The sequence below is a fragment of the Salmonella sp. SA14318 genome (genome assembly GCF_029866905.1).
Taxonomy (GTDB): domain Bacteria; phylum Pseudomonadota; class Gammaproteobacteria; order Enterobacterales; family Enterobacteriaceae; genus Salmonella; species Salmonella enterica.
The window spans coordinates 2855701-2868568 of record NZ_CP123282.1; the positions used below are offsets into that span (position 1 = coordinate 2855701).

The window sequence follows — 12868 nt, forward strand, 5'->3', positions numbered from 1 at the left end:
TAAAAAAGCCTGCACATTGCAGGCTTTTTCATTCTGCTTACCAGACCGGCATCTCATCTTGCAGGAAGGGATTATGCAGACGCTCGTACCCGAGCGTAGAGAGCGGGCCGTGGCCAGGAATAAAGGTCACATCATCGCCAAGCGGCAATAATTTACGCTTAATGGCGTCAATCAACTGGGTGTGATCGCCGCGAGGAAAATCGCTGCGCCCGACGCCACCTTTGAAAATCACATCGCCGGAGATCAGCAGTTGCGACTGTTCATCAAAGAAAACCACGTGTCCCGGCGTGTGTCCCGGACAATGTAACACCTGTAACGTCACATTCCCCACGCTGACGCGATCGCCGTCGTTCAGCCAGCGATCAGGCGTCAGCGGCTGACACTCATCCAGACCAAACATGCGGCTTTGCGCCGGCAGTCCTTGCAGCCAGAACTCATCTTCTTTTTCCGGACCGATAACAGGAACGCCGTAATGCTGCGCCAGTTCACTCGCCGCGCCGACATGATCGAGATGCCCATGCGTGAGTAAAATTTGCATCAACGTCACGCCGCTGGCGTCCACTTCCTGTTTAATTTTTTCCGCGTCGCCGCCCGGATCGACCAGCGCCGCCAGCCGGGTTTGTTCGCACCAGATTAATGAACAGTTCTGGGAGAACGCGGTGACCGGAATAATACGATAGTTCATACTGCTCCTTTGATTAAGCCTCGCTGATTACCAGTGCCGCGCCGGCCCGGTATCAATATGCACAAAGTTACTACGTGGGTAATATCCTACACCACCTGCGCGCATAGATAACGCCGCTTTGCGAATATTGCTCAGCGCCACGCCTTCAATATGAAAATCCATCGCCTGCCCTTTTGTATGGTAGCTTTTTTTCGCTACGCCGCTGCTACGGGCGCGTAATTCATTATTGGTATCAAGAGAACGGTAGCCTGAGATGAGCTGCACAGGTTTACGCGTCCCTAACAGCCCCTGAAGTCGGTAAAGTTGGTCAAACAGGCGGGGATCGATTGATCGGACTTTATTCGCGCGATAGTCACGGAAAAAATGGTTTAACTTTGCTAATTCATCCTGAATGTAGGCTCTTCCATCGAAAAACTCCGCCTTGATTGACTCTCCGGTATGGAGATTGTTTAACGTCAAAATGCGCGGGCGTGGGGTCGAGAGTGTGGCAAACGCTGGCGCGGGCAGGATGGCGGCGCCGAGAGCGACACCACCAAGCGCCAGCAGCTTGCGGCGATTAGCGTCAAATTTGTCCATGATAATCAGGTCTACAGGTCAATGTTATCGTTAATACACTTCTACCTTTAAGCAGACATGATACCGGCTGGCACAGACTTCTGAACGGCCCGGTCGACTTAAAGGTTGTTGTATATGCACTTCTGGCGCACGAAAGGCACCTTAACTGCCGATAAAGCCCGCGTCAAGATGGCCCTCCCCCAGCCACAACGGGGGTCTACAGCGAAACGCCCCGTTGAAGCCAAACATTAGGACAACATATTTACCAGAACTTCTTCATTTACCTGATTAATTGTTCAACCTTTGGCACAATTTGTGCGCTGGATCGCGCTGTGAGATCGTAATTGTAAATATCTGTACGATATTGCATACGTCCATCTGCGCCGACAAACGCGGTCAGATAGTAAAGATTTACTGGAATGTTCTGCCGGATATTGACATACCGCGTGTCGCCTTGCTTCAGGGCGCCTGAGATCCGCGCATCGTTCCAGCCAGCATCCTGCAAGAGCATATTCGCCAGTTCAGAGGCCTTATTGACCCGCACGCAGCCGGAACTTAACGCCCTGGCGTCACGCTGAAAGAGAGTATGGTTAGGCGTATCGTGCAGATAGATCGCATCTGAGCTCGGCATATTAAATTTATAACGCCCCAGCGAATTGTGCGCGCCTGGCGCCTGCTGGAAACGGAACGGAAGATTCGATGGCGTAATGGTGGCCCAGTCAACCTGCCACGGATCGATCGCTTCTTTGCTGTTCCAGCCGCGCATCGCGGTGTAGCCATGGCGCTCCAGATAGCCTGGGTCATTCCACACCTTCGGTAAAATGTCTTTACGCGCAAGCGTGGGCGGAACGTTCCACGGCGGGTTCACCACCACATTATTCAGCGCGCTGCTCATCATCGGCGTTTTACGATCGGGACGCCCGACGATCACCCTCGAAGCCAGCACCTGGTTGCCATTCTGATAGTAGACCAGCGAATAAGCGGGAATGTTTACCATAATACCGGTAGAGAGTTCCGCCGGCAGCAGGCGTAAACGTTGGATATTCAGTGCCAGTACGCCTGCGCGTTGCGCGGGGGTCATATTAAGCCAGTTACGCGTCGCCGGGCCAATGACGCCATCCGCCCCCAGCCCTTGCCATGCCTGAAAACGCTTTACCGCCTCGACCAGTTCACGATCGTAGGCGCGTGCCGCCGGAGCCGACTTGCTACGGCGGGCCGTTGGTTCGTCGACCGGCTGCGCCACCGATGTTTCGACTACCGCGGCGGAGGGGCTGACGACGGCACTATCAGCAGTGTTATCGCCGGGTAAGGCTATCTTTGGACCGCCATCCAGCATCCCCGTACGCTGTAATATTTCGCGCAGCGCAGGCACATCGTTACTCCATTGCCCCGGGCGCAGCGTCGCGGTATTGGCCAACTGCGGCCACGGGCGAGAGTCCGCCACCAGCTTCAGCAACGCGTCATGCATGGGCGCATACTGTGGATGCTGCGGCGCCAGGCTGGCGACAAACATCGGCAACTGGCCCTCTTCCAGCGCGATTTGCCACTGGTTAATCACCGAAACTGGCGGCGTCGCCAATGCGTAAGGTTTGTTGCTATATAACCAGCGCTGGCCTTTGACGGGGATATTCGCAATGAAATGGAGATAGCCCATCATGGCGTCTGACAACACAACATCGCGCGCCATACCGTTTACGGCGGGATCGGTCAACAATGCCACCCAGGCGGTAAACTGCGGCTGGAATCCGGCAATCGCCACCTCCGCCAACTGTTGCTGGAAGGCTTTCACCGCATCGCGATTATCCCACATGGGCTTCATGTCGCGCGCGGCATACAGCAATGTCAGCTGGCTCATATAGACCGGCGTATAGCCGGAAGGAAGCTGCGACTGTAAATCAGCCCGGACTTTCTCGGCTGAAACGCCCTCCGGCAGCGGCTGAATCCCGGCCATAATCGCCGTCGCGGCGGATTGCTTCTGCGGCCCAGCCTGATCCGTCGCGGCAACGGCGCTATCGCCAGGTATCATTTCAGGCTCATCGGCCTGCGCATTGAACAGTGGAGCGAATGTTACGGCCAGGCATAAACTGATTGCCGACAGACAACGACCACACATCTTATTAAGCAACATCCCTTGCCCCCTGTTTTCGTTATCATACTCCGCATGACTGCGCTGCCCGCAGCGCGGGTCAACCGCAACCAATGCTTTTGTTTAGTATGACGAGTCAGCCTGCTCACTCGTCAGGCTTAACTCCAGTATATAAAGTTCGTTACGTTTTTGCCTAACCTAATGTAAAGAAGTTTAAAGAAAATGCACTACCCGGAGAGATTTTTCAGATAAAGAAAAAGGCGGCCTTCGCCGCCCCAGGCTAATGATAAAACAGAACTTGTTGTGCCGGATGGCGGCGTAACCGACTTATCCGGCCTTGCCTGATAAGCGAGGCGCCATCGGGCACTTCATCGTTTCTGCCGTGTTTAACTCGCTTCTGAAGGCGTATCTTCCGTCTGCGTACCGGGAAGCGTTTCCGGAAGCTGCGGCGCAAAGCCACGCAGCCCGACAACATGAACATGCTCAGTATTCTGAAACACTTTACGCACCAGCTTATAGGTCGTGCCCTTCTCCGGACTGATGTTTTCCGGCGCAGCGATGATGAGCTGCATCTGCAAACGTTCACATAGTTCAAACAGCGTGGCGATAGAGCGCGCATCCAGACGCGCCGCTTCATCGAGGAACAGCAGGCGACATGGCGAAATATCTTTCCCGCGCAGTCTGCGCGCTTCGTCTTCCCAGCTTTGCACCACCATCACCAGAATTGACATCCCGGTCCCGATAGCTTCCCCCGTTGATAGCGCGCCGGATTCCGCACGCAGCCAGCCGTCGGACCCACGGTTAACTTCAACTTCCATTTCCAGATAGTTACGGTAGTCCAGCAGCTCCTCGCCGATGGTCTGCGGCGTGCGTTGCCCCATATCGATCTGCGGATTCAGACGCTGGTACAGTTTCGCCAGCGCTTCGGAGAAGGTCAGACGATTGCTGTTAAACAGATCCTGGTGCTGCTCCTGTTGTTCTGAAAGCACATCCAGCAAGGTGGCATGCGTTTCACGCACGTTGACGTTTAACCGCACGCTATTCACCTGTCCAAACGAGACGCTTTGCAAACCCTGGTTCAGCATACGGATACGGTTCTGCTCACGCTGGATAGTCTTGCGGATAATGTTTGCCACGCTGCGGGAACTGATCGCCAGCTTTTGCTCACGCGATGTCAGCTCTTCCGTCAGACGACTCAGCTCAATCTCCATTTGTTCAATGGCTTCAACCGGATCGTCGGTACGAATAATATCCTGACGAATACGTTCGCGCAGATGCTGGTAAACGGCCACAAAGAACTGGATTTTACGTTCCGGGCGTTTCGGATCTTCCGACAGACGCAATACGTCGCGCAGATGTTCGTTATCCGCGACGGCCAGGCGCAGCGCGCCCAACGCCTTATCCGACATGGAGCGCAGTTCATCCGCCGACAGATAAGCCAGCTCACGACGGTGCAGACGGCGTTCCACGCCATTGTCTTTCACCATCCGCATGACTGCGCACCAGCCGGCTTTCGCGGTCACGACCTGCTCGCGCATTTCATGATAATCGCGCTCCAGCTTGCGCAGCTTACGGGTCAGGTTATCCATCTCCGCTTCGCAGAAGGTGAGCGCTTTCTCAAGCTGATTGCGACGCGAACGGTTATTGCTCAACTGGGCGTGCAGTTCATCGCGACGCTGGCGGGCACGCTCTTCCGCCCCGCTGTCGGCGCGAACGCCAATATCCTGTAATTCGCGCTGCAAATCGTTAAGCAGCTCTTTTTTCGTGTCGTAAGAGCTTTTTAGCGAGGCCAGGACCTGGCTGTACTGACTTAACTGCGCGGCATGGCTGCGCAGCGCTTCGCGGGCGCGGGTACGCTCGGCTTCCGCCTGCTCCAGCCGCTGGCGCAGCTTTTCATTGAGATCGCTGTTGCCGCTCAGCATTTCCGCCGAGTCGGAATAGCTGAAATGCGCCCGACGTTCGACAACTTCAGCCAGCGCAAAAGCCTGCTGGCGCGCGTCGCGCTGCATTTGCTGCGACCATGCATAGTCTTCTTTTAACTGCTCAAACTGTTCCGGATCGCTTTGCAGAACGGAAACCACCGGCTCCAGTTTGGCTAACTGGTTGCCATATTGCTGCACAAATCGCGCCGCTTCTTGAGCCTCATCCAACCGTTCCCGAATTTCATCGACCCGATCGGCCAGCGTTTCATCGGCCAATAAATTCAGCCGCGGCAGCAAACGGTTAAGCGCGGAAACGCCCTCTTTCGCCTGCTCAAACTGAATACGCTGCTGCTGGTTGTCGCTTTCATGCGTCGCCAGCGCGCGCTCCAGCTCGACGCGACGCCCGTTCAGTCGGCGAATTTCCGCTTCCGGATCGTCCTCAAAGGCAACGGAAAGGTGGCTGCCGATAAAACGGCTGAACGCCTGGTGCAAACGCTGGGTTTTCTGCACGTCAAACGAGAGCGTGGCAAAGCGCTCGGAAAGCACTTCCCGTTCCGCATGGAGACTCTCAATACGGTTCTCACGCGCCGCGCGGCCAAAAATAGGCAGCGACGGGAAACGCGAATAACGCCACTGACGGTCGGCAATTTTCACGACCACCGCCTTTTCCAGCTCGTCAACGCTGAATACGCTGTCATCAAAAGACTGCGGATCGCCTTCGATCAGGTACAGATCTTCCGGGCAGTCGGTCAGACCTTCAAGCTGTTCGGTTATTTGCGATAAATCCGGTACGACGATCGCATGGCGCGACGGGCCATACAGTGCGGAAAAGTACGGCGCATCTTCAAGACTGACATCATCGTAGATTTCCGACAGCAGTACCCCGCCAAAACGCTCCGCCAGCGCATTCAAACGCTGATCTTCCGCGCCGCCCGGCTGGCTTAAACGTTCGATCTCTTCATCAACCGCATTTTTACGCGCGCCCACTTCGTCGCGTTCGACAATGGCTTCGCGCTCACGCTCCAGTAGCTGTTGCAGGTATTCGGTCACTTCCTGGCTGGACGTAAACTCCTCGCCGCACTGTTCGCTAAGCTGGTTAAGGCTGTTTTGCGCCGCCAGCCAGACGGGCGCGCGCCGCATCAGATGTTGAATACGCGACTGAAGCTGCTCCTGCTCCTGACGCAAGGCCATACGCTGTTCGCTGGCTGACGACACGCTCTCAGACAAGGACGCGATGCGGGCTTCCAGCTCCTGATGCAGCGCTTCCAGTTCGTCAATATCAAAATTTTTGCCCTGTCGCTTACAGAACTCCGCCAGCAGACGTTCCGCCTCTTGCTGCTCGCGCAGCCGCTGTTCCAGTTCGCTCAGGCGCATCCGCAGCGGCTGTACCTGTTCCGCCAGATGACGCTGGTTCACGCCGTCCCGTAACAGCTCGCGCGCCACGTCCCAGGCTTCGCTACGCGCCAGCGGGCCGTTGATCGCCGCTACCAGCTGATAAGCCTGCTCAAACTGACTGTGCGCGGTTTGCGCCACGCTCATTTTTTGTTCCAACGACAGCAGTTTTTCCGTAGCTTCCTGCTCTTTTGCCTGGAAAGTATCCAGCCATTCGGCGGCGCTTTCCGGCGTTAGATCCGGCAGATGGCAAAGTTCTTTAGCGCGGGCAAGCGCTGATATCGCCTGGTTATACTGAATCGCGCGCGTTTGCTGTACATCCAGCGCCTGCTGGTAATCCGCAAGCTGGCTTTTGAGTTCATCGACTTCCAGCTCGGCGGCTTCGGCACGCGCTTCATTTTCGTCCTGCATTTCGGCAGCTTCCGCCACCACTTCATTTTGCTCTTCGAGTCGAATCTGCAGCTCTTCAAGATCCGCTTCGTAGCGTTCAATTTTTTCCTGCTGGCGCAGCGCGGTTTGCACCAGATTCAGGTGATCGCTCGCCGCCTGGTAATCCGCTTCAAGAGAACCTTCGGCGCCGTTATGTTCGCCCAACTCACGGGCCATATCGACGTGCTTGTACTGCTCCGCCGCCAGTTGTTTGCGCGATGTGTACAGTTCGCGTCGAAACGCCAACGCCTGATCAAGGTGAACCCGACGCTCATTAGCGTGGCGCATATAATCCGCCGCCACATAATCGGTGGCTTCGCTGATCAAATGCTTAAACAGATCGCGATCGGATTGGGTAACACGAATCGCTTCCAGCGTGAGTCGGTTCTCGCGCAGCGCCGCCTCCATATCCTGGAACGCCTTGCGCACGCCGCTATTTTCCGGCAATAAATAATCGCGTAGCGACCGGGTAATGGCGCTGGAGATCCCGCCGTACAGCGAGGCCTCTATCAAACGATAGAATTTACTACGATCGGAAGCGGAGCGCAGACGACGGGCGATAATCCCTAAGTCAAACATCAGCGAATGATAATCGGTGATGGAGTTAAACTGCTTAAACTGCACGCCTTCCATCTCGTCAAGCTTGTCTTTCAGCTCAGCAAGCGACAGTACGCGCGCCTGACGTTCGTTTAATGTCTCCGTCACCAGTTGTGTCGGCTGTACCGACATCGGCAGCCCCTGGATAGCGAACGGTTTGATGTCCACTTTGCGATCGCGCCCAGCGACCTGCTGCAGACGCACGCCGACCACCACCCGCTGATGGCGGGAATTAATGGTGTCGAGCATGGAGTAACAGACGCCCGCCTTCAGCTTACCGTGCAGACCTTTATCGCGCGAACCGCTGGTGGCGCCGGCTTCCGTGGTGTTACGAAAGTGCAGTAATGTGAGATCCGGGATCAGCGCCGTGACGAACGCCGCCATCGTCGTGGATTTCCCGGCGCCGTTGCCCCCGGATAACGTCGTGACCAGTTCATCCAGGTCAAAAGTGCGGGCAAAAAAACCGTTCCAGTTAATCAGCGTTAGCGAGCGAAATTTACCGCGTTCAATCATTATTCTTCCTCTCCACTGTCCGGCTGACTCTCTTCGGTCTCATCATTAAGTTGCAGATGGTTTTCAATGGGCATCGCTTCCCCGTCGCGGATGAGACGACGCTGCGCCTCGCGAGGATCGTCGCCGGCGCGGACATCCGCGCCAAAGCGGAAGACCGATTCGGTAATGCGGAATTTGCTGCTGTCGTGGCCCATAAACCATACCATGCCCAAACGACGCAGGCGGTTTAAAGAAGAACGCACCTTTTCCTGCAGTTTCTGACGATCAACGTCAGATCCCGTCGAGCGGTTATTCACCAGCTTTAGCAGTTTGGCTTCGTCCGCAAGGGTAAGCAGCTCGTCGTACAACTCTTGCTGAGTAAAGATCCCTTCGTTGGCCAGACGCTCCGGGCTAAGATAGAGGTAGCAGAGAATTTTACCGACCATCATATCCAGTTCGGATAACACCGAGCGCGGAATAAGCGTGGTAGAACGCGGACGCAGGTAGAAGAACCCCTCCGGCGCGCGAATCAGCTCCACGTTATAACGCGCGTAAAACTCTTCCAGGTATTCCTGAAAATCCATCAGAAAGGCATGATTATCCAGTTCGTCCAGCCCGATGTGGCGGCCCGAACGTAATGCGCTATCCAGCGCCGGAAATAACGGATTCGCCAGCGCCTGCGCCAGCTTAACCGGCATCACTTGTTCAATATTTGTCAATGACATGCGCCTGTACCTTGGCTCCGTAATCATTAATCGGCTGCCATTTGGCTGGCAGTCCGGTGAAATCTGCTTGCGCTACGCCAAGACGTACCGCTTGATCGATAACAATACGCGCCACGTCGAAATGACGCGCGCGCGGGTATTGCGCCAGATACTCGCGCACCACCAGCCCAAGATCCAGTGGCGTTTGTCTGGTTTTGTAGATAGCCAGCTGTTCTTCAATGATGGCCGCTAACTGCTCGCGGATCTCGTTAAACTCTTCATATTCCAGATCCGGCGGCAACTCCCCGGTGACTTCATCGTCACGCAACGCCATCTCTTCATCGCGCATATCCAGCAGACGATCGGCATTCGCGTAGGTTAGCGCCCACGGATCGTCAAAATAAGTCTGCACGGACTGGCGCAACCGCTGGGCGAAGACACGGTTTTTATCCATATCGATCGCGGTACGGATAAATTTATGCACGTGACGATCGTAGCCGATCCATAAATCAATAGACTGTTGACCCCAACTGATAATGCGGTCGAGTTTACTTTGTAAGTCAAACACCAGCCTGTCGACAAAATGCAGATCGTCGTGCGTCATCGTGGCATCCTGAATGCGCAGCAGGTTAGCCTGCAGCTTATCGCCCGCCGCCTCCAGCGTATCCTGCAACTCGCGCAGCGTACCGGACGTTTCGGAAAGCAGCAGTTCACAGCTGGAAATCGCCGCCCGCCAGTCTTTATTCAGCAGTTGTGCGATATCGTCTTTCACCTGCTGCTGCTGTTCATCCATGATGCGCTGGGTGAGATCGATACTGTCGAAAATCTCCGCCACCGAATATTTCAATGGCGCGTAAACGTTGCGATGCCAGTGGAACTCATCGCCACCCTCCGCTGCCGCATCCGCCGCGCGCTTCAATTCGCCGGCCACAATCGACAACTGCATAGAAAGACGCAGCGTAGAGAATTCGCGTTGACGAATGTAGTAATCGGTGATGCCAATCCCGAGCGGGGTTAATCGGTAAATCGCATTGCCTTCCGCCTGCTCGCTGGTAAAGCGGTTCAGCAGACGTTGACGCACCATATCGTTAATCGCGTTGTTCGCGCGCACGCCGATGGTTTCGCTGGTTTGCTCAAACGCATCACTCACATGGCGGAATGCATCCACCAGCTCGCCTTCACTCATCTCGCCGTCAAGGCGTTCGCCGTTCAACGTGGCGACCGCCAGCAGAAAGGAAAGTCTGTCTACCGGCAGCGAGATGGAAAAGTCGTTTTTTCTGGCCCAGGCAACCAGTTCGGGGACTGTCTGGGAAAATTCACTCATAGGTTATCCTTGCATCTGCGGCTAGCGCCGGGCTTTTAATCGCGGTGACATGAATGTAGCGCCCAAGGCTAATATACGGCTCCTGGCGGCAATAACGCGTTTCCAGTTCGACCAGGGTCTCATAACAGTCACGCTGCTGGTGTTTTTCACGCAGATAATCATGAAACACACGCACGCCGGTTTTACCGGTAATCTGCCAGCCAATCGCCTCCAGCCACTGGTACACCTGCGCGGGGTCGCGCGGGTAGTCAGGCGACAGCGTGCGCTTCTTGCGTTTAGGCATCCCCGCCTGCACGTAGTCAAAATTACCCGCCACCATATTGTGCATCAGCAAACCGTTAGCGTTATAGAACATCAACGACAGCGCGCCGCCAGGGCGCAATACTGACCAGAGCGTTTCTAATACGCCGACAGGATCGGCTACCCACTCCAGCACAGCATGAAACAATATCAGATCAACCGGGCTTTCCAAATGCGAAGCGACGTCCTGAGCCGGGCATTGTATAAAATGCATGTCTTTGCTCACACCTTTTGCCTCGGCCGCCTGCCGCGCGCGGGCGATCATTTCGCCAGACAGATCGCATAACGTCACCTGATGGCCGCGTTCCGCCATCTTAATCGCCGTTTGCCCTTCGCCGCCGCCGGCATCCAGTACCCGCAGTTTTCGCCCGCCAATCTCCTCCAGCACGCGATCCAGGTCTTGCCACAGAATGGCTTGCCGCAGCTGTCCTTTGGTCGTGCCGTAAATGTTACGGGAAAACTTTTCAGCAATGTCATCAAAATTGCGATCCTGCATCGGACTCTCCACAGGCTGGCTCAGGCGTTATCTGATAAAACCGCTATTTTGTCACAGCCGCGGCCAGAATGAACCTGTCTGGTGTAATATCAGCGTTAATCCTCCGCTATATGGTTAAAAAAGGAACCAAAAAGGATGCTTTTTACGCTAAAGAAAGTGATTGGCGGTATGTTATTGCCGCTTCCGCTGATGTTGCTGATCATTGGCGTCGGCCTGGCGCTGCTCTGGTTTAGCCGCTTTCAGAAGATCGGAAAAGTATTTATCAGCGTAGGTTGGCTGGCGCTATTGCTATTAAGCCTGCAACCCGTCTCTGACCATTTGCTGCGTCCGATAGAAAACCGCTACCCTACCTGGCAGGGTCCGCAAAAGGTGGAATATATTGTGGTTCTCGGCGGCGGCTATACCTGGAACCCGCAGTGGGCGCCGAGCTCTAATTTAATTAACAACAGCTTGCCGCGGCTGGCGGAAGGCATTCGGCTGTGGCGCGCGAATCCGGGAGCCAGGCTGATTTTTACCGGCGGCATAGCAAAAACCAATACGGTAAGCACGGCGGAAGTCGGTGCGCGGGTGGCGCAGTCGCTGGGCGTACCGCGTAGCGATATTATTACGCTGGATAAGCCAAAAGATACGGAAGAAGAAGCCGCCGCCGTTAAGCAGGCCATCGGCGACGCCCCTTTCCTGTTGGTAACCTCCGCCTCGCATTTGCCGCGTGCGATGATTTTCTTTCAGCATGCCGGGCTGAATCCGCTTCCCGCGCCGGCGAATCAGTTGGCGATCGATTCGCCGCTCAATCCCTGGGAGCGGGCAATTCCGTCCCCGGTCTGGCTGATGCACAGCGATCGCGCTGGGTATGAAACATTAGGGCGACTTTGGCAATGGCTGAAAGGCATATCAGGCAAGCCAGGGGAGTAATGATTTCGCCGCCAGATCAAAATTGGTACGGTTAAAACGTCCGGTATTGACCAATTGCGCAACCTCGTCCCACAGCACATAGAGCCAACGCCGCCAGATGAAGGACTCCGCCACTGGCGCGCGTTGCAGATAATGCCAAAGCAATCCCTCCGCCAATGGATTATCCATCAGGCGAAACAGTTCGAACTCTCTCGGCGCCCACAGCATCAGCCCGGGGCCGACCATCGCCAGAAGCTGATCGCTACGGGCGTCTTTAAGCATACTGCGCAGGCAGAAGTTGCCATGCACCAGTACGCAGTTGTCGTTAAACCCTTCAAATAACGAAGGAAGACATTCTCTGGTACGAAACAGAATGCGTTTGTCCTGCATCGTCAGGCCGGTATTGCTGAACTGATTTAGCGTCGTCCACAGCACCTCCACCCGCTGACGATACCAGGAAGGCCAGATATTCTCCTGAGTATGGTCTACGGCGCCAACGCAACCGCGGCTATCCTGCCGATGCCAGGCTAACAGCCCTTCGACAATCTGATCTTTTAGCTGTTCCCAGCGTTCCGGAGTGCGCGCCGGCGCCTCGACCGGCACACCGCGCAGTCGTTCCAGTAGCAGCACATCCGGACCAGGATGCTCTTCATGCGTCAATACGCCATAGATTACCGGCATCCTCACCGTACCGCTACGCGCCAGCATTGAGGTTTTCCATGCCAGTTGCTGCGCAACGCCGGGAGTGGTAAAACTTCGCGCCATCAGCGGCATCGGAATGCCCTGGCTGTCATATAATGACCACAATGCGGAATCCGCTTTCTCATTCACGCACTCTATACGGCTAAGTTTTTCACCCAACAAATGACTGAGTTCGGCCCGCAACTGTTCCATTCCAGATTACCCCCATTAGTGCTACTGCTTTAATAATGAGCGTCGTATGGACAGATGTCACCCGTATCAGATCAAGGGAAGAAAAGAAAAATGAGGAAAAT

9 protein-coding genes are annotated in these 12868 nt (G+C 55.3%); 1 reads left to right on the forward strand and 8 read right to left on the reverse strand.

Annotated features, from left to right (window positions below):
* Nucleotides 1-37 precede the first annotated feature (37 nt).
* The 7 genes from QEN32_RS13800 to cmoM form a co-directional block, all read right to left on the reverse strand.
* Complete coding sequence (locus tag QEN32_RS13800; protein WP_001109471.1) at nt 38-685, reverse strand: MBL fold metallo-hydrolase; 648 nt, start codon at nt 683-685, stop codon at nt 38-40.
* Nucleotides 686-712: 27 nt separating this feature from the next.
* Complete coding sequence (locus QEN32_RS13805) at nt 713-1261, reverse strand: YcbK family protein (RefSeq protein ID WP_000357052.1); 549 nt, start codon at nt 1259-1261, stop codon at nt 713-715.
* A gap of 259 nt (nt 1262-1520) precedes the next feature.
* Nucleotides 1521-3368 (reverse strand): L,D-transpeptidase, encoded by a 1848-nt coding sequence (ldtD, locus tag QEN32_RS13810; protein WP_265322330.1) that lies wholly within the window; start codon nt 3366-3368, stop codon nt 1521-1523.
* Between the two features lie 344 nt (nt 3369-3712).
* The gene (gene mukB / locus QEN32_RS13815; protein ID WP_265322331.1) at nt 3713-8179 is read right to left on the reverse strand and encodes a chromosome partition protein MukB; all 4467 of its coding nucleotides are present in this window, start codon (nt 8177-8179) and stop codon (nt 3713-3715) included.
* Entirely contained in the window at nt 8179-8883 is a 705-nt protein-coding gene (gene mukE / locus QEN32_RS13820; RefSeq protein ID WP_000060025.1) for a chromosome partition protein MukE, read from the reverse strand. Before mukE ends, mukB begins: the two co-directional genes overlap by 1 nt.
* Nucleotides 8864-10186 (reverse strand): chromosome partition protein MukF, encoded by a 1323-nt coding sequence (mukF, locus tag QEN32_RS13825; RefSeq protein ID WP_001288828.1) that lies wholly within the window; start codon nt 10184-10186, stop codon nt 8864-8866. The genes mukE and mukF overlap by 20 nt, the downstream gene beginning before the upstream one ends.
* A complete protein-coding gene (cmoM, locus tag QEN32_RS13830; protein WP_001154025.1) occupies nt 10179-10982 on the reverse strand; it encodes a tRNA uridine 5-oxyacetic acid(34) methyltransferase CmoM in 804 nt (267 codons plus the stop codon). The genes mukF and cmoM overlap by 8 nt, the downstream gene beginning before the upstream one ends.
* Before the next feature lie 135 nt (nt 10983-11117).
* Here cmoM and elyC point away from each other — a divergent pair, with 135 nt between their 5' ends.
* Entirely contained in the window at nt 11118-11894 is a 777-nt protein-coding gene (gene elyC / locus QEN32_RS13835; RefSeq protein WP_080201138.1) for an envelope biogenesis factor ElyC, read from the forward strand.
* Here the strand turns inward: elyC and QEN32_RS13840 are convergent.
* The gene (locus QEN32_RS13840; protein WP_000436888.1) at nt 11874-12767 is read right to left on the reverse strand and encodes a YcbJ family phosphotransferase; all 894 of its coding nucleotides are present in this window, start codon (nt 12765-12767) and stop codon (nt 11874-11876) included. The genes elyC and QEN32_RS13840 overlap by 21 nt on opposite strands.
* Nucleotides 12768-12868 lie beyond the last annotated feature (101 nt).